Source organism: Streptomyces sp. NBC_01454, from assembly GCF_036227565.1.
Taxonomy (GTDB): domain Bacteria; phylum Actinomycetota; class Actinomycetes; order Streptomycetales; family Streptomycetaceae; genus Streptomyces.
The window spans coordinates 7,474,290-7,500,893 of the sequence record NZ_CP109460.1; the positions used below are offsets into that span (position 1 = coordinate 7,474,290).

Sequence of the window (26,604 nt, forward strand, 5' to 3'; positions counted from 1 at the left end):
TGGTGCTGCGCCGGCGAAGGCTGCGTCAGTCGACGCAGGGCACGCCGTCGCCGCCCAGCGACTTCGCGTCACCCGAGTCCGACCGGGGTGACGGGGCAGCGGGCGACGGTCGTCCGTCCGGCGGGGACGAGGGACGCGGGGAGGGGGCGGGGCGCAGCAGTTCCTGCACTTCCCGGCGGACCGCTGCCGGGTCGACGACATTTACGGATTCCTGCCGGTAGGTACCGAACCTTTCGATCTTCAGTGTCTGGAAGCTCACGTTGCCGCCCGCCAGCTTCTTCATCTGCTCGGCGGCGTCCGTCAGGGCCCAGCCCTTGTCGATCACGATGTCGCGCTTGGCGGCGTCGAGCAGCGAGTAGGCGCGCCCAATCTTGTCGAGCGTGCCGCTGGTCTCGAGTTTGTGGACGGCGGACAGCAGGAAGGCCTGCTGCCGGCGGGTGCGGTCGAGGTCGCCTCGGGGCAGGTTCATCCGCTGGCGCACGAAGGCCAGGGACTGCCGGGCGTTGAGCGTCTGGCGGCCGGCCGGGAAGTCGGCGCCGGAGTTCTTGTCCTTCGTCGGATGCTTGAGGCACACGTCCACGCCGTCCAGCGCCTGGGCCAGGTCGTAGAACCCGGCAAGGTTGACCTCGGCGAAGTGGTCGATGGGCACACCCAGGAAGGTGCGCACGGTCTGGATCTCGGTGCGGCGGCCGGCTTCCCGGCCCTTGCTCTCCAGTTCGGCGTGGTCCTTCACCCCCTGCGCCGCGAGCCTGTCCTCCTCCCGCGCCTTGGCGAGTCCGTACGCCTCCTTGATCTTCTGCTTGCCGAACCCCGGGACGTCGACGAGGTCGTCACGCGGCACCGACAGCCCCGTGGCCCGGCTTCCGTCGCCCGGGATGTGCACCAGGATCAGGGTGTTGGTGTTGTAGCCGCCGACGTTGCTGCTGGCTCCGGCGTGCAGTTGCTCCAAGAGCTTCTTCGGCAGCGGATTGCCGTTGAGGTCCTTGCGGCTGTCCAGGCCCATCAGCAGGATGTTCTGGCTCCCGTTGGCCGAGCGGGCGTCCTTGTCGCCCAGTGCGTCCGAGGTCCGCACCCCGTTGACGGCCTGGTCGTAGAGCCAGTAGCCCAACGCGGCACCCGCGACCAGCACGCAGGCGACCACCACGGCTATCAGCCGCCCCCACCGGACCCGCCACCCGGATGTGCTCGCGCGCTTCCGCCGTCGCCGCCCTGCCATCGCTCCTCCTTGCTCCGACGCCCCCGGGGAGGACCCGGGAGATCTGGATGTGCACAGGAAGAGAAGGAGCGCGGTCGGAGAGTTCGGACATTAGCCATGTGTTAGGGCAATTACTGGTGTGTAAAGGTTTAGCCCTATTTGGTACCCGCAAGCGGCACATTCTTATAATTCAGTGCTCTTTGCATGGGGTGGGTATCGAGGGGGTCGGCCGCCCGCTCGGTCGCGCGTGGTGCGGCGCTCTTCGGCGTACGCGGCCGACGCTTAAAATGGACAAACGGGAGCGAAAGGGAGTCCAGCCGCCCTGGAAGGTGCCATGCCACCCAGTGGTTCGGAGACGAGTGTGCAGCCGTTGGGTACGGTGCGCCCCGGTGGTGCCCCGGAGCGTGACGATGCTCTGCTCGGTGCCGTTGCCAGAGCTGTCGAGGTGACCGGGGCGCATGCGGGAAGCGTGTTCCTGATCTCGCCGGACCGTCGTTCGCTGGTGCTCAGTGCGGTGTCCGGGACGCCGCCCTCGCTGCTCGGTGGCTGGCGGCGGATTCCGGTGAGCAGTGCCATCCCGGTGGCGGTGGCGTACCGGTCCGGGCGGACGGTCCATCTGGCCGGAGCCGAGGAGACCATGCGGCGGTTTCCGCAGCTCGCCATGGCGTTGCCCTACTCGTTCGGATCCGCTTCCGTGCAGGTGAGAGCGGGTGATTCGGTCTTCGGGTCGATGGCCGTGGTGTGGGCGGCCGGACCCGACACGGAAGGGCTGTCGAAAGCCCAGCGGCGTCGGCTGCGTGCCACGGCCGACCGCCTCGGTGCCTCGCTCGCCGAGCTGCGCGCACGCGGCGCGCTGGGCGAGAGCGACGCGGGAGCCGCCCCGGTGGTGGTCCCGGCGCGGCCCGCCCCCGCTGTACGGGTGGGGCTCTTCGACTGGGACCTCGACAGCGGGGCCCTCGTGGCGGACGACGAACTCTGCGCGATCTTCGGCATCGCCCCCGCCGAGTTCGACGGGCAGGCGGCCACCCTGGCCGCCAAGATCGACGACGCGGGCCTGCCCGGGCTGCGGTCCGCCGCCCGTACCGCGGTCGAGGAGGGCCATGTCCTGGCGCACGCCCTGCGGATACGGGACGGCAGCGGTCACCGCACCGTCGAGTTGTGGGGCCGGGTGCCGGACGCTCCCGACGACCGGCGCACACGCGCGCACCTGATGGGCGCCGTCCTCGACGCCGGAGCCGGAATGGCCGCCGTCGAGGCGATCGAACGGCTCGCGGACGGCTTCTTCGCCCTCGCCCCGGACGGGCGTGTCACCTACGCCAACCACGGCCTGGAGCAGCTGCTGCGGGTCCGGCACGACGACCTGCTCGGCCGGCGCCCCTGGGACGTCCTGCCGTGGCTGGCCGACCCCGCCTACGAGGACCGGTACCGGGCCACCATGGTCTCCCAGCAGCCCGTCTCCTTCCTCGCCCGCCGGCCGCCCGACCAGTGGCTGGTGTTCTCCCTCCACCCGGGCTCGCGCGGCATGACGGGCTGGGCGGCCCGCGTCACGGGGCCGGTCCCGGCCGATGCCGAACCGGGGTCGGCGGTCGCCGAGGAAGCGGCGGTCGGCGCGCCGTCGCCGCCCGCCCCTCGCCTGGGCACTCTCTACCGGGTGCTCCAGCTCGGCAGTGCGCTGACCGAGGCGGTCACCGCCCACGAGGTGTGTGATGTCGTCGCCGAACAGCTCCTGCCCGCTTTCGGCGGCCAGCGGATGGCGCTGTACCTCGTGACCGAGCGCCGCTGGCAGCTGCTGTCGCAGCGCGGCTACCCCACGGGCTTTCTCGACCGGTTCGAGGGCTCGCCGCTCCGTCCCGGCGTGCCGGTGTCGGATGCGCTGCTCGCCGGGGCCCCGCTGTTCATCGAGTCACGGCAGGAGTTCGCGCGGGCCTATCCCGGGCTCCATCCGAGCGCCTCCCTTTCCTGGGCGTTCCTGCCGCTCATCGCCTCCAGCCGCCCCGTCGGCGCCTGCGTCCTCGGCTTCGACGACGCCCACCGGTTCCCGGACGGCGAGCGGGACCTCCTCACCGCGTTGGGCGGGGTGATCGGCCATGCGCTGCAACGCGCCAGGCTCTATGACGCCGAATTCGCCGTCGCGCACGGCCTGCAGGACGCCCTGCTCCCGCACCGGCTGCCCACGCTGTCCGACGTCCGGGTCGCCGGCCGCTATCTCCCGGGGACGCGCGGCATGGACATCGGCGGCGACTGGTACGACGTCATCCCCACCCGTGACGGGGTCGCGCTCATCGTCGGGGACGTCGAGGGGCACAACGTCGCCGCCGCGGCCGTCATGGGGCAACTGCGCAGCGCGGTACGGGCGTTCGCCACTGCGGGCCAGCAGCCGGGTGAGGTGATCTCCCGGACCAACCGGCTGCTTCTCGACCTGGACCCCGGGCCTCTCGCCAGCTGCTGCTACGTCCGCCTCGACGCCGGCTCAGGGGCCGCCCGCCTGGTCCTCGCGGGACACTGCCCGCCGCTCTTGCGCCGGCCCGGCGGAGATACCGAGGCGCTGGACCTGCCGTGCGGACCGCTGCTCGGGGTGGCGGAGACGGCCGGCTACCCGGAATGCGCACTGCACTTGCCGCCCGGCTCGATCGTGGCGCTGTACACGGACGGGCTGGTGGAGCGGCGCGGGTCGGACATCACCGCCGGCATCGACCGGCTGCGCACCACGCTGGCCCATGCGCGCGCGGATTCCCTGGAGGAGCTGGCCGACCGTCTTCTGCGGGATGCCCGGCGGTCCCCGCACCGGACGGACGACATCGCGCTGCTGCTCAGCCAGTACGCCCCTGCCTCGGGCCGCTGAGCGGCGCAGCGGGCGCCGGGGCTTCCCGCGGCCCCTTCACTGCGTGACAGCCACTTCACCATGTGTGCCGGAAACGTCCGAATAGCGGGCGTTCACGTCCTGTGGGTTCCGTGCCCCTTCACACTCTTGGGGCTCACCGAACGTCTCACGTAATGAACAGGCACGACCATGAGTCGGACACACACCCCGTCACCCCAGGGCGCCCCGCAGGCCGTGCAGAACGGCGAAGCCGTGCTGTCGCACGGCCTCAAGCAGCGCCATCTGTCAATGATCGCGCTCGGCGGGGTCATCGGCGCGGGCCTCTTCGTGGGCTCCGGCGTCGGCATCGCCGCGGCCGGGCCGGCCATCGTCCTCCTCTTCGTGGGTACCGGCGCGCTGGTCATGCTGATCATGCGGATGCTCGGCGAGATGTCCGCGGCCCGGCCCTCCACCGGCTCGTTCTCGGTGCATGCCGAGGACGAACTCGGCTCGTGGGCCGGGGCCACCTCGGGCTGGATGTACTGGCTGATGCTCTGCGCCGGCGTGGCAGCCGAGGCCACCGCGGCCGGCACGATCATGCACGGCTGGGTGCCGTTCCTCCCCGCCTACGGCTGGGTGGCGATCTTCATGGTGTTCTTCTGCGCCAGCAATCTGACCGCGGTCAAGAACTTCGGCGAGTTCGAGTTCTGGTTCTCCGCCGTCAAGGTCACCGCGATCGTCGCCTTCCTGGTGCTGGGCGTGCTCGGCATCCTCGGGGTGTTCGGCGACGCACCCGGCACCAGCCATCTCACCGGCCACGGCGGCTTCTTCCCGACCGGTGCCGCCGGACTCGCCGCCGGGCTGCTGACCACCATTTCCGGGTTCGCCGGTCTGGAGACCGTCACCATCGCGGCGGCCGAGTCCGACCACCCGAGCCGGAACGTGGCCCGCGCCGTGCGGACCGCCGTCTGGCGTATCGCCGTGTTCTACATCGGCTCCATGGCCGTGGTCGTCACCCTGGTGCCGTGGAACAACCCGAAGGTCGCCACGGAGGGCCCCTACGTCACCGTGCTCGACCGGCTCGGCATCCCGGCCGCCGGCACGATCATGCAGATCGTGGTGCTGGTGGCGCTGCTCTCCGCGATGAACGCCAACATCTACGGCTCGTCGCGGATGGCGTTCTCCCTCGTCAGCCGCGGCCAGGGGCCGCGCCTCCTGAGCCGGGTCACCCGGGGCGTGCCGGCGGCCGCCGTGCTGGCGTCCTGTGTGTTCGGCTTCGCGGCCGTCATCGCCGGCATCATCTGGCCGACCACGGTGTTCGCCTGGCTGCTGAACATCGCGGGCTGCTCGGTGCTGGTCGTCTGGTCCATCGTCTGCCTCACCCAGCTGAAGATGCGCCGCCGTCTGGAGCTCGAGCAACCCGAGCTGCTCTCGGTGCGGATGTGGGGCTTCCCGTATCTGACCTGGCTGGCGCTGGCCGCCATCCTCGGCGTCTTCGCCGTCATGTCCGCCGGCACCGAGGGCCGTCAGCAGCTCGCCGGCACGGCCGTCGTGGCAGCGGCGCTGGCCGCCGCGGGCCATCTCAAGCAGCGCCGCGACCGGCGGGCCGCCGGCACGGTCTGAGCCGCCTCACGCATCGCCTCCTGAACAGGGGGCAGCACGACGGGCGGTGGGGGTGACGCGGGCCCGGCCGAGGCCGGGTGCGCGCACCTGGGCAGGGGCCGCGGCGGGACCCGGCGGTGAGGCGCTCCGCTCCCGTGGCTCCTCTCGTCGCCACCAACGAGGGTGACTGCAGGGGGAGCAGACTGTGCGTACCGCCACTGTGACGGCCGACGGCGACCGGATCCGCTGGGTGGAGTTCCCGGGACGGGAGCCGTCCCGCGTCTATGTGCACGGCCTGGGGGCGACCTCGCCGGCCTACTTCGCCGAGATTGCGGTCCACCCTGCGCTGGCCGGCCACCGTTCGCTGCTGATCGACCTGCTCGGGCACGGCCTCAGCGACCGGCCGACGGGCTTCGACCACACCCTGGAAGCGCACGCCGACGCCCTCGCCGCGGCCCTCGTTGCGGCGGGCGTCACCGGTGCCGAGCTGATCGCGCACAGCATGGGCGGTTCCGTGGCGATCGTCCTGGCCGCCCGCCACCCCCACCTGGTCTCCCGCCTGGTCCTGGTCGACGCCAACCTCGACCCGATCCCGCGTACCCCCGGCTCCGGCGGCAGCAGCGGTATCGCCGCGTACTCCGAGCCGGAGTTCCTGGCCGGCGGCTGGGAAGAGGTCCGTGACCGGGTCGGCCCCCACTGGTGGTCCACGATGCGCCTCGCCGGCCGGGAAGCCCTGCACCGCAGCGCCACCCACCTCATCCGCGGGACCGTTCCCACCCTGCGCGAACTCCTGCTGGACCTCACGATTCCGCGCAGCTTCCTGCTGCCCGAGGCCGACGGTCCGCTCCCGGGCGCCGACGCGCTCACCGCAGCAGGCGTGTCCGTCGTCGCGGTCCCGGACTGCGGGCACAACATCATGCTGGACAACCCGCAGGCCTTCGTACGCGCCACCGCGGCGGCGCTCGCGGACCACACCCGGCCATGACCCGGCCTGCGGGCACGTAGGGGCGTGATGTGGGGTCCGGGCCTCACGTCCGAGCCGCGGCGAGGACCGCACCGAGTGCGGCGGCGGCGTCGAGGAGGGCACGGGAGCGAGCCGCGACGCTCGCGTCCCGGGCCGCGAGTGCGGCTGCGATGTCGTCCGACCGCTGCCCGCGCCGCAGTGCGGGCAGCAACGTCCGGAGCGCGTCGATGCGGTAGCCGGCGGTGCGTAGTTGGTGGACGATCCGGGCGTCCCGGGCGTGGGCGGGGGAATAGCGTCGCGTGCCGTGCGCCGAGCGCCGGTCGGGGACGACGAGGCCCTCGGCGTCCCAGTGCCGCAGTGTCGAGGGACGCACTCCCAGCGCGGCGGCAAGTTCGGCGACGCTCATCGCATCCGAGGGGCGTACGTCTCCGAGCGGTTCGGCGGAGATCGCCGCGGCGGCCTCCCTGGCGAGTGCGAGGTCCGTCCGCTCGCGGTGGAGCCGGGCGTGTGCCGCGTCAAGGAGGGCGAGAGCCTCCGGGACCGGGCAGGTATGGACGGCGCGAACGATCCGCTTGGCCTCCACCGGGCCCGTGCCGGCCGCGAGGGCCCGGTAGGCGAGCGCGGACTGCAGGTGGAGCTCTCCGTAGCGCCGGTAGCCCGCGGCGGTGCGCGTCGCCGGCGGCAGCACACCGTCGCGTTCGAGATTGCGCACCTGTTGAACGGAGTACCCGGCACGTCGCGCGACATCGACGGTCCGCATCACCACCGACTTGAGGGTGGACACCGCAGACTCCTCCCTCTTCCGGCGTGAAGTCTCCACAAGCACCTTAAGGAAACACTTGAGCACATGACCATCGACGAGATCATCAGCTTCGTGGAAGACCTCGGTGGGGTCCTGGCCGTCACACCGGGACCCGACGACGGCTCACCGGAGATCAGTTGGGGGGACACCTTCTTCTTCTCCGCTCCCGACGGTGTCGTGCCGGCAGCGACCCAACCGTTCGCGACGATCGTGACGAAGAACTACCCGGGCGACGGGAGGTCGCGCCTGGACCGCCCCGACACGTTCCGCGTCAATGTCGCCGCCGGGAAGGAGTCCTTCCGCCACTGGACCGGCCACGCGCCATGTGAACCGGCGGCCGACGAGGACCCCGGCGTCATCGATACCGTGCTGGCCCACCCCGTCTACGGCTGCGCCGGGTGGCTCGCCGTGGTGAATCCGGGCCCGCGCACCGCCACGGCGCTCCGCGACCTGCTCCGCACCGCCCATCACCTCGCCCTTGCCCGTCACGACCGACGGCACGGGGCGGCGACGAACGGCTGAACCGACCACCCCCGAGGAGAGCGAAGAGATGACCGTCGGCGGCCGGGGCATACTGGCCGGCCGGGCTATTCGATCAATGCGAGAAGGACCGACACGTTCTCATGAGCCGTTTGTTTTCCCAGGGTGAAGTGATCGTCCGACGAGAGATCCTCGACGGCCGGGAGTGGATCGTCTATCCCGTACAGGTGGCCGCGGACGACGGGGTCACCCTCGCCACGTACCTGCACAAGGGGACGCAACTGACGTTCGGCAGCGGGGACTTCCGTTGGGGCATCCATCCGTGGGCGGCCTTCGAGCCGTACTGGCAGTCCGACGGAGTGCTGCAGTTGCAGCGTGCCGGGGACGGGTATGCCGTCTGGGCTCGCTGGTCGGGGACCGCCTTCGACGGGTGGTACGTGAACTTCCAGGAACCGATGCGGCGTACCGAAGCGGGCTACGACACCCTGGATCAGGAACTGGATCTGTGGATACCGGGCGACGGCTCCCCGTATCGCTGGAAGGACGTGGCGGACTTCGAGGAGCGCGAGCGCAGCGGGGGCTTCACCGCGGAGGAGGCGGCTTCGGTCCGGGCGGCGGCCCGGGAGGTCGAGGCGCTGATCGCCTCCGGGGACTGCTGGTGGGAGGAGTGGCGGGGCTGGAACAAGCCCGCCGGATGGGACGTACCTGCCCCGGTGGCGGTGGGTGAGGTCCAGTCACCGGCCCACGGGTGAGGGGCTGTTGGACCTGAGGCGCCCTGCCGTGAGGGGCCCTGCCTGAGGGGCCCGGCTCGCTCATGAGCCGGGCCCCTCACGTTCACGGCGGGCAGGACCTTGCCCGTCCCCGCTATGCCGTGGCGGCGGACGTGCCGGACGCCCCGGTTCCCGCGATTTCCTCCGGCCGCAGCAGGGCCGCGAGCCGGTCGGCCGGGAGCAGGCCCTGCTCCAGGACCAGTTCGGCGACGCCGCGGCCGGTGGCGAGGGCCTCCTTGGCGATGGCGGTGGCGGCGGTGTAGCCGATGTGCGGGTTGAGGGCGGTGACCAGGCCGATGGAGTTCTGCACACTCGCGAGCAGCGTCTCGGTGTTGGCGGTGATGCCCGTCACGCAGCGCTCGGCGAGGGTGCGGCAGGCGGCTCCGAGATGGGTGATGCTCTCCGAGAGGGAGTGCAGGATGACCGGCTCGAACGCGTTGAGCTGGAGCTGGCCCGCCTCGGCGGCCATGGTGATGGTGACGTCGTTGCCGATGACCTCGAAGGCGACCTGGTTGACGACCTCCGGGATCACCGGGTTGACCTTCCCGGGCATGATGCTCGAACCGGCCTGTACCGGCGGCAGATTGATCTCCGCGAGGCCCGCGCGCGGCCCGGAGGAAAGCAGCCGCAGGTCGTTGCAGCTCTTGGAGAGCTTGACGGCGATGCGCTTGAGGACACCCGAGAGGTGGACGAAGGCGCCGCAGTCCTGGGTGGCCTCGACGAGGTTGGCGGCGGTGACCAGGGGCAGTCCGGTGAGGGTGGCCAGGTGGTCACGGGCCGCCTCGGCGTAGCCCTTGGGGGCGTTGAGACCGGTGCCGATGGCGGTGGCGCCGAGGTTGATCTCGTGGATGAGCAGGACGGCCTCCGCGAGCCGGCTCTGGTCCTCCTCCAGCATCACCGCGTAGGCCGAGAACTCCTGGCCCAGGGTCATCGGCACCGCGTCCTGGAGCTGGGTGCGCCCCATCTTGAGGACGTCGCGGAACTCCTCGGCCTTGGCCGCGAAGGCCGCGCGCAGGAGGGCCATCGAGTCGAGCAGTTCCCGTACCGCGATGATCGTGGCGACGTTCACCGCCGTCGGGTAGACGTCGTTGGTCGACTGGCTGAGGTTGACGTGCTCATTGGGGTGCAGATGGCCGTAGTCACCCTTGTCGTGGCCGAGGATCTCCAGCGCCCGGTTGGCGATCACCTCGTTGGCGTTCATGTTCGTCGAGGTGCCGGCACCGCCCTGGATGACGTCGACGATGAACTGGTCGTGCAGCCGGCCACCGTCCCGGATCTCCCGGCAGGCGGCGGCGATGGCATCGGCCCGCTCCCGGTCCAGCAGTCCGAGGTCCTCGTTGGCCCGGGCCGCGGCTTCCTTGACGGCGGCGAGCGCGTTGATCAGATGCGGGTAGGCGGCGATCGGCGTACCGGTGATGGGGAAGTTCTCCCTGGCGCGCAGGGTGTGCACGCCCCAGTACGCCTCGGCCGGTATCTCGCGGTCGCCGAGGAGGTCGTGTTCGCGGCGGTGGCCGGCGGCAGTCATGGTGCTGAGGGTCCTTTGTGCGGAGGGGAGGGAGGGAGGGGAGAAAGAGGGGCAGAGGTGGGGGTGTTCAGGAGAGGGGGGCCGCCGGGGTGTGCACCGCCCGGAGTGCTCCGACCGGTGCGCCGCCTCCCAGGACGGGAGCGGTGGTGAAGGCGGCGAGGACGCCGGGATCGACGCCGCAGCGGGCCAGGGCCGCCGCCGCCACCGGCATCCGGGCCCGGTCGGCGCCGTCGGCTATCTTCACGCCGACCGCCCGGCCGTCCGGCAGCGCCGCGATCTGCACCCCCTCGAAGCCGTCCTTGGCGAGCAGGCCGGGCACCGCACGCACCAGGCGGGCGACGTCGCGGGTGCTGCCGGAGACCATCTCCGGGTGTGCCCGCATCGCCTCGGCGACCCGGCCCTCGTCGGTGCCGGGCGCCGCCGTCGCCAGCCGGGCGGCGGCCCGGGTCAGCCCGTGCAGGGAGACCGAGAACAGCGGGGCGCCGCAGCCGTCGACGGTGGTCCGGGCGATGCGCTGGCCGGTGAGGTCCTCGACGGCCGCAGCGAGTTCTTGCTGGAGGGGGTGCCCGGGGTCGAGGTAGTCGTCCAGCCGCCAGCCCCGGGTACGGGCCGTCAGCAGCATGGCGGCGTGCTTGCCCGAGCAGTTCTGCGCGAGGCGGGAGGGGCCGAGGCCACGCCGGAGCCACTCGTCGCGGACGGCCGGGTCGTACGGCAGGTCGGGGACGTTGCGCAGGTCGTCCTCGGTCAGTTCCGCGGCGGCCAGGATGCGCCGGGCGCCGGCCAGATGGCGTTCCTCACCGGAGTGGCTGGCCGCGACCAGCGCCAGCAACTCCTCCTCCAGCGGCGGCAGCCCCGCGCGCAGCAGTCCGACCGCCTGGAGCGGCTTCAGCGCCGAGCGCGGGTAGCAGGCCACCTCGATGTCGCCGGCCTGGAACGCCACGCTCCCGTCGGCCGCCAGGACCACGACCGAGCCGTGGTGGACGCCCTCGATCATCCCTCCGCGCACCACCTGCGCGACGGGTACGTGTGCCGGTTCGCGGACCGCGGGCGCGTCGCCCGGGGTGCGGAGCGGCCGGATCATGCTCTGACTCATCATCAACTCTCGCTGGATTCGCTGCTGTTGGGGTTGTCGTCCGGGCGGGGGTGCGGGATGGGCCCGGTGCCGGCGGCCGCCGGCGCGCCGCTTTCGCGCCGCGCCGCGTCCCGCAGGGTGCCGACCCGGCCGCGTACCAAGAACCAGCCGCCGACCAGTGCCGCCACGATCAGCGGGATCGAGAGCACGGTGGCCCGGCCCGCCCCGTCGTCGGCCCACATCAGCACCAGGACGAGGGCGAGGAAGGCCAGCGTCACGCTCTCGGTCCACGGCGAGCCGGGCAGCCGGTAGCCGGGGCGAACGAGCTCCCCGGCCCGGGTCTTCCGCCAGAAGAGCAGATGACAGATCATGATCATCGCCCAGGTGCTGAGGATGCCGAGCGCCGCGAAGTTCAGCACGATCTCGAACGCGTCGCTCGGCACGACATAGTTGAGGCCCACGCCCAGGACGCAGATCCCCGAGGTGAGCAGGATGCCGCCGTACGGGACCTGGCTGCGGCTCATCAGGCCGGTGAACCTCGGCGCGGAGCCGGACATCGCCATCGACCGCAGAATGCGTCCGGTGGAGTAGAGGCCGGAGTTGAGGCTGGACATCGCGGCGGTGAGCACGACGAGGTTCATCACGCCGCCGGCGGCCGGTATCCCGAGACGGGACAGCACGGTGACGAAGGGGCTCTCGCCGGCGGAGTAGGAGCTCCAGGGCAGCAGCATCGACAGCAGGACCACCGAGCCGACGTAGAAGATGCCCACCCGCCACATGATCGAGTTGATCGCCCCGGGCAGGACCTTCTCCGGCTCGGCGGTCTCGCCCGCCGCGACGCCCACCAGCTCCACCGAGGCATAGGCGAACACCACGCCCTGGATCACCAGCAGCATCGCCAGGCTCCCGGTCGGGAAGATCCCGCCGTGGTCGGCGATCAGCGCGGGCCCGGGGGAGTGGCCGCCGACCGGGTGCTGGGTGACCAGCAGGAAGATGCCGATCAGCATGAAGGCGACCAGCGCACCGACCTTGACGATCGCGAACCAGAACTCCATCTCACCGAAGATCTTCACGGAGATGAGGTTCACGGTCAGCACCACCGCGAGGGCTATCAGCGCGATCACCCACTGGGGTACGTGGGAGAACATGCCCCAGTAGTGCGTATAGGTGGCCACCGCCGTGATGTCGGCGACCCCGGTGGTCGCCCAGTTCAGGAAGTACATCCAGCCCGCGACGAACGCCCCCTTCTCGCCGAGGAATTCACGGGCGTAGGACACGAACGCACCGGAGGACGGCCGGTGCAGCACCAGCTCGCCCAGGGCGCGCACCACGAGGAAGGCGAAGAGCCCGCAGAGCGCGTACGCCACGGCCAGCGAGGGCCCGGCGTCGGCGAGCCGGCCGCCCGCGCCCAGGAAGAGCCCGGTACCGATGGCCCCACCGATCGCGATCATGTTGACGTGCCGGGACTTGAGGGACTTCTGGTAACCGGCGTCGCCGGCGTCCACATGCCCGCCCGCCGGTCGCTGTGGGGCGTCCGGTATCTCTTGTCGTTGCTGCCGTTCCGCCTGCCGGAGGGGTCGCTCGCTCACGCGTGATCCTCGTCTTCCGTGGAGGGGGCCGTGCGGTGTGGTGGCCGCACGATGGTGGTCAGCGTCGTCTCGACGCGTGCCAGGTGGTGCGCCATGGCGTCCACGGCGTCCTGTTCGGAGCTGTCGACGAGGGCCTCGACGATCGCCCGGTGTTCCCGGTTGGACTGCTCGCGCCGTCCGCCCAGCTCATTGAGGAAGGCCGACTGGCGGGCCAGCGCATCGCGGATCTCCTCGATGACCCTGCGGAAGACCGGATTGCGGGCCGCCTGGGCGACGGCGAGGTGGAAGAGGGTGTCCATCGCCACCCACGCGGTGGTGTCGGTCTCCTGCTCCATCCGCTCCAGCAGATGCGTCAGGTGATCGAGGTCCTCCGGGGTGCGGCGTACGGCCGCGTACCCGGCCACCGGGATCTCCACATGACGGCGCACCTCCAGCAGGTCACTCGCCGTGTAGTCGCCGAAGGTCGGGTCGGCCGCCGCGCCGTCGGAGACGACGAAGGTGCCCTTGCCGGTACGTGAGACCGTCAGCCCCATCGTCTGGAGCGCGCGCAGCGCCTCGCGGAGCACCGGCCGGCTCACTTCCAGCCGCCGGCACAGCTCCGCCTCCGACGGGAGCTTGTCGCCGACCGCGTAGTCGCCGCGTTCGATGGCGTCGCGCAAATGATGGAGCACCGCTTCCATGGCACTGATCCGCCGAGGGGTGCCGCCAGCTGTCTGGCTGTCTGACAGGTTCACCCCGGGATCGTCGGATCCGGCCGGGGGAGCTGTCAAGGGGTCGGGCACAGATCACGTGCCCGGCCGGTCCCGGAGCGGGCCTTCGCGCACGGCGGCCGGCCGTGGTGGATTCAGTGGGCGCGGGCCCACCGGTAGCGGTGTTCGGGGCGTCCGGTGTCGCCGTATTTGAGGGTCAGGGTGATGTGGCCGCTGCGTTCGAGATGCTTCAGATAGCGCTGGGCCGTGGAGCGGCTGACGCCGGCGCGGGCGGCGACCTCGTGGGCGGACAGCGGGTGCCCGGCCTCGTCCAGGACCTGGCGGATCAGTTCGACGGTCGCCGCCGAGTGGCCCTTGGGGAGCTCGGTGTGCGGGGAGTCGGCCGCCCGGAAGGCGCCGAAGATCCGGTCGACCTGCTCCTGGCCGGCCTCGCCGCGGCCGCCCACTCCCGCCACGGTCCGGCGCAGCGCCGCATAGCCCTCCAGCTTCGCCCGCAGCCCGGAGAAGCCGAACGGCTTGACGAGATACTGCAGCGCGCCACAGCGCATCGCCTCCTGGACCGTGGCGACGTCCCGCGCCGCCGTCACCATGATCACGTCGGTGCGGTGGCCGAGCTGCCGCAGCCGCCGCACCAGGGCCAGCCCCGTCTCGTCCGGCAGATAGTGGTCCAGCAGCACCAGATCGATCCGGGTGCGCTCCAGGGTGGCCAGGGCCTGGGCAGCCGTGTGGGCGCGGCCGGCGACCCGGAAGCCGGGCACCTGGGCCACATAGGCGGCATTGATCTCGGCGACGTGGAAGTCGTCGTCCACCACCAGGACCTCGATCATCAGCACGCTCCGCTCATCAGGGCCCTTCGTTGCGGTGCTCCTGCACGGGTCCTCGCGCGGCCGCCCCGGCGCGTGCCCGGCACGCCGCTCATCTGGGCTCTCCCGCGGCCGTGAGCGGACGGTCCGGGGCGCCGGGCGGCGGGGTGAGGGCCTCGGGCAGAACGACGGTGAAGACCGCGCCGCCGCCCGCCCGCGCGGTCACCCGGGCCATCCCGCCGTAGCGCTCGGCGAGCCGGCGCACCAGCGCGAGGCCGATGCCCCGGCCGCGGTGGAAAGCCACCGGGCGCCCGGGCGAGCGGTCCCCGGGAGCCGGCGGGGCGGCCTTGGTGGACCAGCCCTCGGCGAAGATCCGCTCCCGCAGCCCGGGCGGTACCCCCGCTCCCGTGTCCGAGACCCGCAGCACGGCCGTGCTGCCCTCGGCCCGCAGCTCCACCTCGACGAACGGCTCGGCACGGCGGTGCCCGGCGGCGGCGTCCAGCGCGTTGTCGATGAGATTGCCCAGCACGGTCACCAGATCGCGCGGGTCGACGACGGCATCGGGCAGCAGCGTCGCGGGCGAGACCCGCAGCGGCACTCCGCGTTCGGCCGCGACGGCCGCCTTGCCGACGAGCAGCGCGGAGAGCAGCGGGTCGTGCACCCGCTCCGCGATCTGCTCCGCGGACGCCCGGTGTGCGCTGGTCACTTCGGTGACGAAGTCCACCGCCGTGTCGTGCCGGCCCAGTTCCAGCAGCCCGCGCAGCGTGTGCAGCTGGTTGGCGTGCTCGTGGTCCTGCGCCCGCAGCGCGTCCAACAGCCCCTGGGTGCCGTCCAGTTCACGGCCCAGCAGCTCCAGCTCGGTGCGGTCGCGCAGGGTCACCACCGCCCCGCCGTCCGGCGTCGGCATCCGGTTGGCGACCAGCACCCGCCCGCCGCTGACGGCCAGCAGATCCGCGCCGGCCACCCGCCCGGCCAGCACATCCGTCGTCCGGCCCGGCGCCAGCACCTCGTCCAGCGGCCGCCCCGCGGCCCGCCCGTCCAGGCCCAGCAGCCGCCCGGCCTCGTCATTGACCAGCCGGATCCGGCCGTGCCGGTCGAAGGCGACCACCCCTTCACGGATGCCGTGCAGCATCGCCTCCCGCTCGTCGAGCAGCGCGGAGATGTCGGCGAACGCCACCCCGTGCGTACGGCGCCGGAGCCCGCGGGCGAGCACCAGCGCGGCCAGTACGCCGACGGCCAGTGCCGCGCCCGCGTACCGCAGCACCGCGGGGAGGGTGCCCAGCAGCCGGCTGTGCACGCTGTCGTAGGCGATCCCGACCGACACCGCGCCGACGATCCGGCCGCCGTCGTCGCGCAGCGGCACCTTGGCGCGGGCCGACCGCCCCAGCGTCCCGGTGTCGATCTGCCGTACCTGCCGGCCCGCCAGGGTGCGGCTGGGGTCGGTGGAGACGTGCCGGCCGATCTCCGCGGTGTGGGTGTGCGACCAGCGCACTCCGCGGGTGTCCAGCACGACGATGTACAGCGCCCCGGTCGCCTTGCGGATCCGCTCGGCGTCGGCCTGCACCGGCCCGTGGGCGTCCGGCGCGGTGGTGGCCAGCTCCCGGGCGAGGTCCGGATCGGCGGCGGTGGTCTGGGCGATGGACAGCGCGCGGCGCATCGCCTGATCGTCCAGCTGGGAGCTGAGCGGGGCGAGGAACAGGCCGGTGGCGAGCACCATGACCCCGGTCGTGAGGGTGACTTGCGCGGTGAGCACCTGTGCAAAGACACGGCGCGGCCGGCGGATGCGCATGGGGCCTCCCTCGTCTCCGGCCCTCCGCTGCCTCGCGGAACCGACACTTCCCGTTTATCTCGCGGTGCCCGCACGGTAAGCCGTGCCTGCGCGATTGCGCACCCCTTGATAAAGACGTAGCTGTTCTAGCGTGCGCAAAATGAGCACAACAGGGTCTGCGCGCAGAAAGGCGGCTTGCGCCCATAAGGCTGCCGCTGTGGCCCCGGTCACTCCTAGCCTCCCGGCTCATGAACAGGCATACGAGCCCCGCTATCGAGCTGCGGGGTACGAGCAAGGCATTCCGGACTCCCTCGGGGGCGCTGCACACTGCCGTACGGGATCTGGACCTGGTCGTCGAACGCGGTGAGTTCGTCGCGGTCGTCGGCCCCACCGGCTGCGGAAAGTCCACCACGCTGACCCTGGTCAGCGGGCTGGAGGAGCCGACCGAGGGCGAGGTGCTGGTCGCCGGTGAGCCGGTCCGGGGCATCGGGGACAAGATCGGGTTCGTCTTCCAGCAGGACGCGGTCTTCCCCTGGCGCACGGTGCTGTCGAACGTGATGGCCGGCCCGCGGTTCCGCGGCGTCCCCAAGACCGAGGCCAAGGAGCGGGCGCGGGACTGGCTCGCCCGGGTCGGACTGGCGTCCTTCGAGGACCGCTATCCGCATCAGCTCTCCGGCGGGCAGCGCAAGCGCGTCGCCCTCGCCGCGACCTTCGTCAACGACCCCGAACTCCTCCTCATGGACGAGCCGTTCTCCGCCCTCGATGTGCAGACCCGGGCGCTGATGTCGGACGAACTGCTGGAGCTGTGGTCGGGGACCGGCGCCTCCGTCGTCTTCGTCACCCACGACCTGGAGGAGTCCATCGCCCTCGCCGACAAGGTCGTGGTCATGACCGCCGGCCCGGCGACCGTCAAGGAGGTCTTCGCGGTCGATCTGCCGCGCCCCCGCAAGGTCGAGTCGATCCGGCTGGAGCCGCGGTTCCTGGAGATCTACCGGGAGATCTGGTCCTCGCTCGGCGAAGAGGTCCGGATCACCCGCGAAAGGGGTGCCGCACATGTCGCCTGAGACCGTCACCCCGGCCGCGTCCCGCACCGCGCCGGGCCGCAGCGACCGTTCGCAGGCCAGGGCGCGCGCCGCCCGCAACCACACGTTCCTGGTGTACGGCGCCCGGGTGCTGCTGCTGGTCGGGCTGATCGGACTGTGGGAGGGGCTGGCCCGCGCCGCCGTCATCGACCCCTTCAACTTCTCGATGCCCTCGAAGATCTGGGACCAGACGGTCCAGTGGGCGCTGCACGGCACTCCGCAGGGCTCGCTGTGGGAGCAGGTCTGGTACACGCTCTACGAGGCGCTCCTCGGCTGGGTCATCGGCGTCCTCGGCGGGGTGGTGCTGGGGATCACGCTGGGCCGGATCCGCTTCCTCGCCGATGTGCTCGGCCCGTACATCAAGGTGCTCAACGCCCTCCCGCGGATCGTCCTGGCCCCCATCTTCCTCATCTGGTTCGGCCTGGGACCGGCCTCCAAGGTCGCCTCGGCCGTCGTCCTGGTCTTCTTCCCGGTCTTCTTCAACGCCTTCCAGGGCGCACGGGAGGTCGACCGCGACCTGGTCGCCAACTCCCGGATCCTCGGTGCGAGCAACCGCCAGGTCACCCTCCAGGTGGTGATCCCCTCCGCCACCTCATGGATCTTCACCAGCCTGCACGTCAGCTTCGGCTTCGCGCTCATCGGCGCGATCGTCGGCGAGTACATCGGCGCGACCAAGGGCCTGGGCCTGCTGGTCGCGGCGTCCCAGGGCACTTTCAACGCGTCCGGGGTGTACGCCGCCATGCTGATCCTCGCCGTGGTCGCCCTGCTCGCCGAGGGGCTGCTCGCCTTCCTCGAACGTCGGCTCTTCCGCTGGAAGCCGGCCGACGCCGGCGACGGCCGCTGACCCGCCCACCTGCTCCTTCTTGCCTGCCCCTCACAAGGACGTGACCATGCGCACTGCACTGAAGATCTCGGCCGCCGTGGCCGCCGCCACCTTCACCCTGACCACGCTCACCGCGTGCGGCGGCTCCTCGGCCGCCGGCTCCGACGACAACAACGGCAAGATCAAGATCATGGTGGGCGGCCTCGACAAGGTCATCTATCTGCCGGCCAGACTCACTCAGCAGCTCGGCTACTTCCAGGACGAGGGCCTCCACGTCACCCTGCTCACCGAACCGGCCGGTGTGCAGGCCACCACCTCGCTCGTCTCCGGTGACGTCCAGGGCGTCGTCGGCTTCTACGACCACACCCTCGATCTCCAGGTCAAGGGCAAGCAGGTGGAATCGGTGGTGCAGCTCGCGCACGCCCCCGGTGAGGTCGAGGTGGTGTCGAACAAGGCGGCCGGCGACCTCACCTCGCCCAAGGACTTCAAGGGCAAGAAGCTCGGTGTCACCGGCCTCGGCTCGTCCACCGACTTCCTGACCAAGTACCTCGCGGTGAAGAACGGGGTGCAGACCAACGAGTTCACCCCGGTGGCGGTCGGCGCCGGCCAGACCTTCCTCTCGGCCCTCCAGCAGGGCTCGATCCAGGGGGGGATGACGACGGACCCGACGGTCGCGCAGCTCGTGGACAAGAACCTCGGCAAGGTCCTGCTGGACATGCGCACCCCGGAGGGCTCCCGGAAGGCGCTCGGCGGGCCCTACCCCTCCTCCAGCCTGTACATGAACACCGACTGGGCGAACAGCCACAAGGAGACCGTGCACAAGCTGGCCCGCGCCTTCGTGAAGACCCTCAAGTGGATGTCCACCCACACCGCCGAGCAGATCGCCGCCAAGATGCCGGCCGACTACGCCCAGGGCGGCAAGAAGCTGTACGCCCAGGCCATCAAGGACACCCTGCCGATGTTCACCAAGGACGGGGTGATGCCGGCCGACGGCCCGGCGACCGTGGAGCGGGTGCTGAAGGCCTTCAACCCCAACCTCAAGAACGCCACGGTCGACCTGAAGAAGACCTACACCACCGAATTCGTCAAGAAGCAGGGCTGACCGGCCGGGGGCCGCACCGGACGGACCGCCCCGCCCCGCCCCGGACGGAAGACAGCGGAATACGGTGGAATGCAGCGGACGGGACACGGCGCGAGGCCGTGTCCCGTCCGCTGTATGCGGTCCGTTTCCGGTCCGCTGTCCGGCGAGGCCGTCCTGGCCTCACTCGGCGGGGTAGATGTCTCCGCTGGCCATTCCGCTTTCCTGCTCGCTCTGGGACGCCAGCCTGCGTGCCTTCTCCTGGAGCCGCTTGCGCTCCTCGGGATCGCCGGCGCGTTCCGCTGCCGCCTGCAATTCCTGGGCCTTGTCGCGCATCTGCTGGATTCGTCCGCGAGATTCTCCGCTAGGGCTCATGATCTCTCCTTGGACGGGGTGGGAGAGCTGCATTACCAGCGAATCAGGCCCGGCAGCCCGCAGCAACCCCGACGAGTCACCCTCCGTGAGGACGGAGGTACCGCCGTTGGGCGCACCGGCGGAGGGGCGGGTGTACCCGCGCCGCCGGGCCGGTCCGGGCGGGCTCCGCGTACCCGGCCGGGCCCGCCGGTCCGCGGCCGGGAACCGCGGCACGCCCGGGCGTCCCGGCGTGTCTCCACCGGATGGCCTTCCTGAATGGCGGGGGCGGCCCGTAGGGACGTTGGCTGAATCACAGCACGCGCACAGTCCGCCGAGCGTCAGCGCTTCTGGTGTTTGACGCTCCCCCTCGTTCAGTGGAGTCCCTCCATGTCATCCGAACCAGCTCTTTGTGGGGGCGACGCCGAACTGTCCTCGACAGGAACCGGCGAGCACTTTCCGCCCATGACCCCTGAGAAAAACTCCGCCCGCACCCTTTTGTGGGAGGCAGTCACCAATCGGCCCTTGGAGGAAGTCGCCGCCCTCGTGGAACTGCTCAAGCGCAGTGGCGACGTTCCCAACCCCGGCGATGAAGCGCTGCGCATGGCGGTCATTTCCCGTCCCGTGAGCGAGGTCGCCGCGCTCTTCGACATGCTCCGAGCCACTCCGCACACCGCGGAATCGAGCAATGACGCACTGCGCGCGGTGGCCACCGACAGATCCGTCGAGGAGGTCGCCCAGCTGATCGAGCTGTTCGACCGTACGAAGGCCGGCGGCGAGGGCTACCCCATGGCCGACCACTTCCCGCCCGGTCCCGGTGGCCACGGCGGCTCCGGCGGCCCGGGTGGGTACGGCGAACCGGAGCCCACCGCGTCCATGCACCTTCTCGACCCCGACGTCCGCCCCCTGGGCCGCGACGGCCAGCCGATCGCCCCCGGACAGCGCGAGAACCCGCTCCACCCCCCGCAGCCGAACCGCCCGCCGTGGGCACAGCGGACGGCCGGCATGCCGCAGGGCGGCCCGTGGTCCACCCCGGCCGAGTCGCCCCGCCAGCCGGGCTACGCGGTCCCCGGCGTGCTGCGGTCCGTGCTGCGCTGGCCGGCGGCCGCGGCCCTCGCGCTGTGCGGGCTGGGTCATCTGCCGGTGAACGCCTCGCATCTGCAGGGCGCTCCCGCGGTGGCCGGACTCTCGATGGCCATCGCCGTCATCTATCTGATGCTGGCCGGGCTGCTGGTGATGCGTGACACCGCCCTGGTCTGGACGGCGTGTGCCGCCGGGGCAATGATCATCATCGCCCTGCACGCGCTGTCCCGGGCCGGAGTCTTCGCCCCGCTGGGCAGTGGCCTGGGCGACACCGGCATGTGGCCCGAGATGCTCGCCGTGGCACTGGCGATCGCCAGTGCCGGCCTCGCGGGCGCCGCGCTGCTGAGCCGGCCGCGCCGCGTCGGCCAGGCCGCCGCGGGTGCGTGAGCGCCCACGGCGCAACGGCCGGCACGGGCGCGGGCCGGGACCCTGACCGGGGCCCGGCCCGCGCCCGTGGCAGCGCATGGCGGGGCCCGGCCCGTGCCGCCCGCTCAGTCCTTGGACGAGTACCGGTGCAGGATCCACGCCGGCAGCGCGAACCAGCAGATCATGAACCAGCCGACCAGCCCCGCGACGACCCAGGGGACGGCGGAGTTGTGCATCGCGATGCGCAGGATCAGCAGCAGCGCGGAGGTGACCGTCGCCAGCAGGAGGACGATCCCGACCAGGGCCAGGCGTGAGGCCCACAGCACCGTCTCGGACTTGAGCCGGTGTCCGGCGACCAGCCGGTGGAAGGTCACCGTGCCGACCAGCGCGCCCGTGGTGGCCGCGCCGAGCAGCACCGTCGTCACGTAAATGGCCTTGTCGGCCGGTTCGAGCGTGGCGAAGCGCGGGGTGAAGACGACGGTCAGCAGAAAGCCGAAGAGGATCTGCACACCGGTCTGGATGACCCGCACCTCCTGGAGCAGCTCGGTCCACCGCCGGTCGGATCGCTCCTCCGGCGTCTCGTTGCGGCCGGGCGAGGTGTCACGCGGCCCCAGCGCTCGCACCGGGCCTCCTACTTCTTCACTCCGGTACGGAACGCCAGCTCGTTGTCCTTGACCTCGACGTGGACCTCGTCCCCGGCCGACAGCGCGCCGTCGAGCAGCAGCCGGGAGAGCGCGTTGTCGACCTCCCGCTGGATGGTGCGGCGCAGCGGCCGGGCCCCGTATTCGGGCTGGTGGCCGCGGTGGGTGAGCCAGTCCACGGCGCCGGGGGTGAACTCGATGGAGATGTCCTGGGCGTGCAGTCTGCGGCTGGTCCCGTCGAGCAGCAGACCGGTGATCTGGCGCAGCTGGTCATCGGTGAGCCGGCGGAAGACGATGATCTCGTCGAGGCGGTTGAGGAACTCCGGGCGGAAGTGGTCGCGCAGCGAGCCCAGCGCCCGTTCCCGCGCGCCGTCGCCGGCCTCCGCCCCGGAGGCGTCCGGGCCGAAGCCGAGCACGCCGCGGCTGCCGCTGAGCGCATCGGAGCCGAGGTTGCTGGTCATCACGATGACGGTGTTCTTGAAGTCGACCGTGCGGCCCTGGGAGTCGGTCAGATGCCCGTCGTCGAGGACCTGCAGCAGCATGTTGAAGACATCGGGGTGCGCCTTTTCCACCTCGTCGAGCAGCAGCAGCGAATAGGGGTGGTGGCGCACCGCCTCGGTCAGCTGGCCCGCGTCCTCATGGCCGACGTATCCGGGGGGAGCACCGACCAGCCGGCTGACGGTGTGCCGCTCCTGATACTCGCTCATGTCCAGCCGCACCATGCGCTCCTCGCTGCCGAACAGCGACTCGGCGAGCGCGCGGGCCAGTTCGGTCTTGCCCACGCCGGTCGGGCCGAGGAAGAGGAAGCTGCCGATCGGACGGTTCGGGTCGGCCAGGCCGGCCCGCGACCGAAGGATCGCCTCGGAGACGGCCGTGACGGCGTCGTCCTGCCCGATCACACGGGTATGCAGCTGCCCCTCCAGGCCCAGCAGCCGCTCCTTCTCCTCCTGGGTCAGGCTGCTCACGGGCACACCGGTCTGCCGCGACACGATCTCGGCGATGTCCTCGGCGCCGACCTTGACGATCCGGCCGTCGCTCGGCGGCTCCCCCCGCTCGGCCCCGATCCGCGTGGTGAGTTCGGCGATCCGGTCGCGCAGCTCGGTGGCCCGTTCGTACTGCTCCGCGGCCACCGCCTGGTCCTTGTCCCTGGCCAGCTGCTCCACCTCGCGCTCCAGCTCGCGTACGTCGGTGGCCGCGGCGCCCGAACGCAGCCGCACCCGGGCGCCCGCCTGGTCGATCAGGTCGATCGCCTTGTCGGGGAGGAACCGGTGGGCGATGTAGCGGTCGGCGAGCTCGACCGCGGCGAGCAGCGCCTCGTTGGTGTAGCGGACCTGGTGGTGGGCTTCGTAACGGTCCTGGAGACCGCGCAGGATCTCCACCGTGTCGGAGACGCTCGGCTCGGGCACCAGGATGGGCTGGAAACGGCGGGCGAGCGCGGCGTCCTTCTCGATGTGCCGCCGGTACTCCTCCAGGGTGGTGGCCCCGATGACGTGCAGCTCCCCGCGTGCCAGGGCGGGCTTGAGCATATTGCTGGCCTCCAGGGAACCGCCGTCCCCGCTGCCCCCGCCGGCGCCGACGACCGTGTGCAGCTCGTCGATGAAGACGATCAGCGAGCCGGGGTGCGCCCGGACCTCCTCGATGATGGCGTTCATCCGCTCCTCGAAGTCACCGCGGTAGCGGGTGCCGGCGACGACGGCCGTCAGATCCAGGGCGACGACGCGCCGGCCGGCCAGGGTCTCGGGGACGTCCCCGTCGGCGAGGCGCTGGGCCAGGCCCTCGACGATCGCGGTCTTGCCGACTCCGGCGTCACCGACCAGCACGGGGTTGTTCTTGCCCCGCCGGGAGAGCACCTCGATGGTCTGCTCGATCTGCTCCGCGCGGCCGATGACCGGGTCGATCCGGCCCGCCCGGGCCAGGTCGGTCAGATCGCGGCTGTATTTGTCGAGGGTCGGGGTGTCGTGCTTCGGTGCGGCGCCGTGCTCGGCTCCGGTGTGCTGCGGCCCGTGGCCGCCCTGCGGGGTGGCCTGCGGATCGAAGTGGGCGAGGTTCAGAATGCGCCCGGCGGCCGAGTCCAGGTTCGCCGCGAGGGCGTCCAGCACATGCTCCGGGCCGATGTACGAGGCCCCGTTGTCCCGCGCCAGCTCGTGCGCCCCCAGCAGCGCCCGCTTGACCGCGGGGGTGACCGCCACGCTGCGCTGCTTGGGCCCCGTACCGGCGCTGCGGTCGATCTCGGCGGCCAGCGCGTCGGGGTCGGCCCCCGACTGCCGGAGCATGCTGCGGGTCGGTTCGGCGCCGAGGGCGGCCCGCAGCAGGTGCTCGGTGCCGAGTTCCGGGCTGCCGTGCTCGGCGGCGTAAGCGGCTGCGGAGGTCACCAGGTCCCGGGCGGGACCGCTCATCATGCGGGCGATATCGGCCTGCGGTGGCGCGGGTTTGCCGCCCTCGCCGTTCGTGGACGGTCCACCGCCGAAGAAGCGCGCGAGGAAGTCACCGAAAGAGTCCGGGCCGTAACCCTCCGGACCCATGAATCCATTGCTCATGTGCGTCCGTTCCGCTGCCGCGGCGCTCCCGCGGCCTGCTGCCTTGCCGGGTTCCTTGTGCGGTGGGCCCTGCCCTGGCGGTCGCCCGGGAGACGCGACGCCACAGCTGACAACACGGCTCCACTGCTTCAGGATCAGGGGCAACACCCCCGTCCGCACCCGGACCGGGCCGGAGCCGGGGAACGGCACCCGCCCCGCGGCGCACGGAACCGGCCTCACATCTCCCGGTGGATGCGGCTCAGATCGTTGCTGAGCGCATCGAGCCAGATCACCGAGTCGAGGAGGAGGGCGGCGGAGACCGCGCGGCGCGCCTGGTCCGGGCCGTGGTGCGGCACGGGCGGGGTGAGCGCCAACAGGGCGCGGATGTCGAGGGGTTGGGGCTGGTCGTGGGGCGCATCGTGGTCGGCGCAGAGGCGGTCGGCGAGGGCGCGGTAGTCGGCCGCCGTACTGTCGGCCGCGTGCCGCAGCCAGGCGCCGACCTCGTGCGGCACGATCCGGCCGGGCCGGCCGGGCAGCAGCCGCCCGCCGCGCCGCGCCTCCGCCCCGGCGACCAGCACCGCGGGCCAGTCCGGCTGCCCGGCGGGATCCTCCCGCGGCTCGCACTGGTACTGGGCCAGGCTCTCCCGGGCGAGGATCAGGGCCCGGTTGACGGCGAAGATGTCGGTGCTGCCGACGCGTTCGACGACCTCCGTGGTGGTCTGGCCGATGGCATCGGCGATGGCCGAACACAGGGCCGCCATGCTCCGGCGCACCTCGCGGCCCGCGCCCCGCGGCCAGGCCACCAGACCGCAGGCCAGCCCGATGACGCTGCCGACCAGCACATCCACCAGCCGCACCGGGGCCAGCTGCCAGGTGGAGGGGGTGACCTGTGCGAACAGCGTGGCCACCACCAGTGTGAACCCGCCCTGCGCCCAGGCCAGCCCGCGCAGCGGCCCCGCGGTGAACGCCAGCAGCATGACCAGCGGCAGGATCACCGCGTACACCGTGTCCCGGTCGTGGACCACCACCAGCAGCCCGGCGGCCAGCACCGCGCCGACCAGGGTGCCCAGCAGCGCCTGCCGCACCGCCGACCAGGTCTCCAGGGTGGTGGTGCGGGTGAGGGTGAGCGTCGCCAGCAGCACCCAGAAGCCGTGTTGCAGGTCCAGGACCCCGGCGATGGCCCGCGCCGCGGCCAGGCCCAGCGCGAACCGGCATGCGTTCTGAAAGATCACCGAGCGGGGGGTGAGGTGGAGGGTCAGCCGCTGCCACCACAGCCGGGTGACGTGCACCCGCGCGTACGCGAAGCTGTGGCCGGCCGGGCTCCGGTCGACGGTCCGGTCGCCGAGCAGCAGCCGGGTGGCCAGCACGAGGACCACGGCGCAGTCGGCGGCCTGCACCACCTGTGACCGGCGGCGCAGATAGACCAGCCGGTCGTCGGCGCCCAGCCGGTCCAGGGTGGCCACCGCCCGGTGGGCGCGGACGGGGGTCAGCTCCTCCTGCAGGGCCGCGGCCGAGGGCCCCTCGCCGGGCCGCAGCCGCTTGCCCCGGCGCAGTGCCTCCGCCGTGCCGCGCGCGGCGGCGCTGATGCGCCGGAGCAGGGCGACCGTCTCCGGGTGGTACGTGCGGTGCGGCCCGGTCGCGGTGTGCAGGGTGTCCAGCCGGGCCAGCAGTGTGCGGACGGCCTCGGCGGCGTGCGCCATGGCCTTGTGGGTGAGGGTGGGGGAGGCGGGCATGTCGGCGGGCGGCACACCGGACGGCCGGAGCGCCTCCCCGGCCCGGTGGGCCCGGGTCAGCGCCTGCACGGGAGTGGGCCCGCCGTGGTGGTCGGCCAGGGCCGCGGCGGCGTCGGCGGCATCGGCCAGCAGCCGGCGGAAGGGCGGGGTCCGCGGTTCCGGCATCAGGAACCGCTGCGCCAGTGCGAGCAGGACCGCGCCCAGCAGGAAACCGGTCAGCCGCTGGACCAGATCCTGCGGGGCGTACGGCGGGAAGCACGGCAGGATGTAGAGCAGCTGCATGCCGGGGGCCGCCCCGGCGATCCGCGGTCCGGTGGTGCCCGCGTACGCCACCATGAAGCCGATGACGAGCATGCCGAGGACGGCCGACCAGGTCTGCACGGCGAGCAGGGTGCCCAGCGTGATGAGCACGAGCCCGGCGGGGATCGCCATGAGGGTGGTCGCGGCGCGCTGCCGCCCCGACCCGGGGATCCGGGCGAGCGCACCGAGCGACACCACGGTGAAGGTGGCGTACACGGACATCGCGGTCAGGTCGAACGCATAGCGGCAGAGGTAGAAGGCGACGCAGGAGGCGGCCGTCACCCGGACGGCGTTGCCGACCACCGAGCGGTGTGCGCGCAGGCCGTGTGCGCCGTGCTCCCGCAGGTAGCGCAGTCTGCGCAGCAGTGCCCGGACGGGTCCGCCGGCCGGACGCCGCGGACCGGACGGCGGGGAGGTCCCCTGCTGCGGGTTCACCTTTCCACTATTGGCCAGCGGGTCCGGCTTTGCACCGTGCGGGCGGCCGGACCGGGGGAGCGGCGGGTGCCGGGCCGGGGCTCGGTCGTTCGGCTGCCCGTCCCGTGCGCCGACGT

Annotated in this window: 21 protein-coding genes; 9 read left to right on the plus strand and 12 right to left on the minus strand. The window is 71.9% G+C overall.

Annotation, left to right across the window (positions count from 1 at the left end; genetic code table 11):
- Positions 1 to 25 precede the first annotated feature (25 nt).
- Positions 26 to 1,216: an LCP family protein gene (locus tag OIU81_RS33150; RefSeq protein WP_329153770.1), complete on the minus strand. Its 1,191-nt coding sequence runs from the start codon at positions 1,214 to 1,216 to the stop codon at positions 26 to 28.
- A gap of 313 nt (positions 1,217 to 1,529) precedes the next feature.
- Here OIU81_RS33150 and OIU81_RS33155 point away from each other — a divergent pair, with 313 nt between their 5' ends.
- The 3 genes from OIU81_RS33155 (at position 1,530) to OIU81_RS33165 (ending at position 6,582) form a co-directional block, all read left to right on the plus strand.
- A complete protein-coding gene (locus OIU81_RS33155; protein ID WP_329153771.1) occupies positions 1,530 to 4,037 on the plus strand; it encodes a SpoIIE family protein phosphatase in 2,508 nt (835 codons plus the stop codon).
- Positions 4,038 to 4,205: 168 nt separating this feature from the next.
- On the plus strand, positions 4,206 to 5,618 hold the full coding sequence (locus OIU81_RS33160) for an amino acid permease (RefSeq protein ID WP_329153773.1): 1,413 nt from the start codon (positions 4,206 to 4,208) through the stop codon (positions 5,616 to 5,618).
- A 184-nt stretch (positions 5,619 to 5,802) separates the two neighbouring features.
- The gene (locus tag OIU81_RS33165) at positions 5,803 to 6,582 is read left to right on the plus strand and encodes an alpha/beta fold hydrolase (protein WP_329153775.1); all 780 of its coding nucleotides are present in this window, start codon (positions 5,803 to 5,805) and stop codon (positions 6,580 to 6,582) included.
- 43 nt (positions 6,583 to 6,625) lie between these two features.
- On the opposite strand, the gene OIU81_RS33170 is transcribed toward OIU81_RS33165, so the two are convergent.
- Entirely contained in the window at positions 6,626 to 7,345 is a 720-nt protein-coding gene (locus tag OIU81_RS33170) for a MerR family transcriptional regulator (RefSeq protein WP_329153777.1), read from the minus strand.
- Between the two features lie 63 nt (positions 7,346 to 7,408).
- Between OIU81_RS33170 and OIU81_RS33175 the strand changes: the two genes are divergently transcribed.
- On the plus strand, positions 7,409 to 7,885 hold the full coding sequence (locus OIU81_RS33175) for a DUF6194 family protein (RefSeq protein WP_329153778.1): 477 nt from the start codon (positions 7,409 to 7,411) through the stop codon (positions 7,883 to 7,885).
- Between the two features lie 101 nt (positions 7,886 to 7,986).
- A complete protein-coding gene (locus OIU81_RS33180; RefSeq protein WP_329153780.1) occupies positions 7,987 to 8,595 on the plus strand; it encodes a DUF402 domain-containing protein in 609 nt (202 codons plus the stop codon).
- 112 nt (positions 8,596 to 8,707) lie between these two features.
- Here the strand turns inward: OIU81_RS33180 and aspA are convergent, their stop codons facing one another.
- The 6 genes from aspA to OIU81_RS33210 form a co-directional block, all read right to left on the minus strand.
- Positions 8,708 to 10,138: an aspartate ammonia-lyase gene (gene aspA / locus OIU81_RS33185; protein WP_329153781.1), complete on the minus strand. Its 1,431-nt coding sequence runs from the start codon at positions 10,136 to 10,138 to the stop codon at positions 8,708 to 8,710.
- Positions 10,139 to 10,205: 67 nt separating this feature from the next.
- Entirely contained in the window at positions 10,206 to 11,219 is a 1,014-nt protein-coding gene (locus OIU81_RS33190; RefSeq protein WP_329153782.1) for an asparaginase, read from the minus strand.
- Positions 11,220 to 11,233: 14 nt separating this feature from the next.
- Positions 11,234 to 12,799 carry an amino acid permease gene (locus tag OIU81_RS33195; protein ID WP_443074081.1) on the minus strand — a complete coding sequence of 522 codons (1,566 nt, stop codon included), beginning with the start codon at positions 12,797 to 12,799 and terminating at the stop codon, positions 11,234 to 11,236.
- Entirely contained in the window at positions 12,796 to 13,533 is a 738-nt protein-coding gene (locus OIU81_RS33200) for a FadR/GntR family transcriptional regulator (protein WP_329153784.1), read from the minus strand. The genes OIU81_RS33195 and OIU81_RS33200 overlap by 4 nt, the downstream gene beginning before the upstream one ends.
- Before the next feature lie 110 nt (positions 13,534 to 13,643).
- On the minus strand, positions 13,644 to 14,336 hold the full coding sequence (locus OIU81_RS33205; protein WP_329155533.1) for a response regulator: 693 nt from the start codon (positions 14,334 to 14,336) through the stop codon (positions 13,644 to 13,646).
- An 88-nt stretch (positions 14,337 to 14,424) separates the two neighbouring features.
- A complete protein-coding gene (locus tag OIU81_RS33210) occupies positions 14,425 to 16,101 on the minus strand; it encodes a sensor histidine kinase (RefSeq protein ID WP_329153786.1) in 1,677 nt (558 codons plus the stop codon).
- Between the two features lie 227 nt (positions 16,102 to 16,328).
- Here OIU81_RS33210 and OIU81_RS33215 point away from each other — a divergent pair, with 227 nt between their 5' ends.
- The 3 genes from OIU81_RS33215 to OIU81_RS33225 are packed head-to-tail and all read left to right on the plus strand — an operon-like array spanning position 16,329 to position 19,087.
- The gene (locus OIU81_RS33215) at positions 16,329 to 17,144 is read left to right on the plus strand and encodes an ABC transporter ATP-binding protein (protein WP_329153789.1); all 816 of its coding nucleotides are present in this window, start codon (positions 16,329 to 16,331) and stop codon (positions 17,142 to 17,144) included.
- Entirely contained in the window at positions 17,134 to 18,006 is an 873-nt protein-coding gene (locus tag OIU81_RS33220) for an ABC transporter permease (protein ID WP_329153791.1), read from the plus strand. Before OIU81_RS33215 ends, OIU81_RS33220 begins: the two co-directional genes overlap by 11 nt.
- Positions 18,007 to 18,052: 46 nt before the next feature.
- On the plus strand, positions 18,053 to 19,087 hold the full coding sequence (locus tag OIU81_RS33225; protein ID WP_329153793.1) for an ABC transporter substrate-binding protein: 1,035 nt from the start codon (positions 18,053 to 18,055) through the stop codon (positions 19,085 to 19,087).
- Between the two features lie 159 nt (positions 19,088 to 19,246).
- Here OIU81_RS33225 and OIU81_RS33230 read toward each other — a convergent pair whose 3' ends face one another.
- Entirely contained in the window at positions 19,247 to 19,438 is a 192-nt protein-coding gene (locus OIU81_RS33230) for a DUF6381 family protein (RefSeq protein ID WP_189095244.1), read from the minus strand.
- Between the two features lie 441 nt (positions 19,439 to 19,879).
- On the opposite strand from OIU81_RS33230, the gene OIU81_RS33235 reads away from it, so the two are divergent.
- Complete coding sequence (locus OIU81_RS33235; protein ID WP_329153795.1) at positions 19,880 to 20,884, plus strand: hypothetical protein; 1,005 nt, start codon at positions 19,880 to 19,882, stop codon at positions 20,882 to 20,884.
- Positions 20,885 to 20,988: 104 nt separating this feature from the next.
- On the opposite strand, the gene OIU81_RS33240 is transcribed toward OIU81_RS33235, so the two are convergent.
- The 3 genes from OIU81_RS33240 to OIU81_RS33250 all read right to left on the minus strand — a co-directional run bounded on the left by OIU81_RS33240 (position 20,989) and on the right by OIU81_RS33250 (position 26,488).
- A complete protein-coding gene (locus OIU81_RS33240; protein WP_329153797.1) occupies positions 20,989 to 21,486 on the minus strand; it encodes a DUF6328 family protein in 498 nt (165 codons plus the stop codon).
- Between the two features lie 8 nt (positions 21,487 to 21,494).
- A complete protein-coding gene (locus OIU81_RS33245; RefSeq protein ID WP_329153798.1) occupies positions 21,495 to 24,041 on the minus strand; it encodes an ATP-dependent Clp protease ATP-binding subunit in 2,547 nt (848 codons plus the stop codon).
- A 215-nt stretch (positions 24,042 to 24,256) separates the two neighbouring features.
- Complete coding sequence (locus OIU81_RS33250) at positions 24,257 to 26,488, minus strand: FUSC family protein (protein ID WP_329153799.1); 2,232 nt, start codon at positions 26,486 to 26,488, stop codon at positions 24,257 to 24,259.
- Positions 26,489 to 26,604 lie beyond the last annotated feature (116 nt).

What these genes read in the sequence shown, in the direction of transcription:
- OIU81_RS33160 (WP_329153773.1), top strand. Translation starts at nt 4,206, where the DNA reads ATGAGTCGGACACACACCCCGTCACCCCAGGGCGCCCCGCAGGCCGTG.
- OIU81_RS33245 (WP_329153798.1), bottom strand. Translation starts at nt 24,041, where the DNA reads ATGAGCAATGGATTCATGGGTCCGGAGGGTTACGGCCCGGACTCTTTC.
- OIU81_RS33230 (WP_189095244.1), bottom strand. Translation starts at nt 19,438, where the DNA reads ATGAGCCCTAGCGGAGAATCTCGCGGACGAATCCAGCAGATGCGCGAC.
- OIU81_RS33220 (WP_329153791.1), top strand. Translation starts at nt 17,134, where the DNA reads ATGTCGCCTGAGACCGTCACCCCGGCCGCGTCCCGCACCGCGCCGGGC.
- OIU81_RS33150 (WP_329153770.1), bottom strand. Translation starts at nt 1,216, where the DNA reads ATGGCAGGGCGGCGACGGCGGAAGCGCGCGAGCACATCCGGGTGGCGG.
- OIU81_RS33205 (WP_329155533.1), bottom strand. Translation starts at nt 14,336, where the DNA reads ATGATCGAGGTCCTGGTGGTGGACGACGACTTCCACGTCGCCGAGATC.
- OIU81_RS33235 (WP_329153795.1), top strand. Translation starts at nt 19,880, where the DNA reads ATGACCCCTGAGAAAAACTCCGCCCGCACCCTTTTGTGGGAGGCAGTC.
- OIU81_RS33155 (WP_329153771.1), top strand. Translation starts at nt 1,530, where the DNA reads ATGCCACCCAGTGGTTCGGAGACGAGTGTGCAGCCGTTGGGTACGGTG.
- OIU81_RS33175 (WP_329153778.1), top strand. Translation starts at nt 7,409, where the DNA reads ATGACCATCGACGAGATCATCAGCTTCGTGGAAGACCTCGGTGGGGTC.
- OIU81_RS33210 (WP_329153786.1), bottom strand. Translation starts at nt 16,101, where the DNA reads ATGCGCATCCGCCGGCCGCGCCGTGTCTTTGCACAGGTGCTCACCGCG.
- OIU81_RS33225 (WP_329153793.1), top strand. Translation starts at nt 18,053, where the DNA reads ATGCGCACTGCACTGAAGATCTCGGCCGCCGTGGCCGCCGCCACCTTC.
- OIU81_RS33190 (WP_329153782.1), bottom strand. Translation starts at nt 11,219, where the DNA reads ATGATCCGGCCGCTCCGCACCCCGGGCGACGCGCCCGCGGTCCGCGAA.
- aspA (WP_329153781.1), bottom strand. Translation starts at nt 10,138, where the DNA reads ATGACTGCCGCCGGCCACCGCCGCGAACACGACCTCCTCGGCGACCGC.
- OIU81_RS33215 (WP_329153789.1), top strand. Translation starts at nt 16,329, where the DNA reads ATGAACAGGCATACGAGCCCCGCTATCGAGCTGCGGGGTACGAGCAAG.
- OIU81_RS33180 (WP_329153780.1), top strand. Translation starts at nt 7,987, where the DNA reads ATGAGCCGTTTGTTTTCCCAGGGTGAAGTGATCGTCCGACGAGAGATC.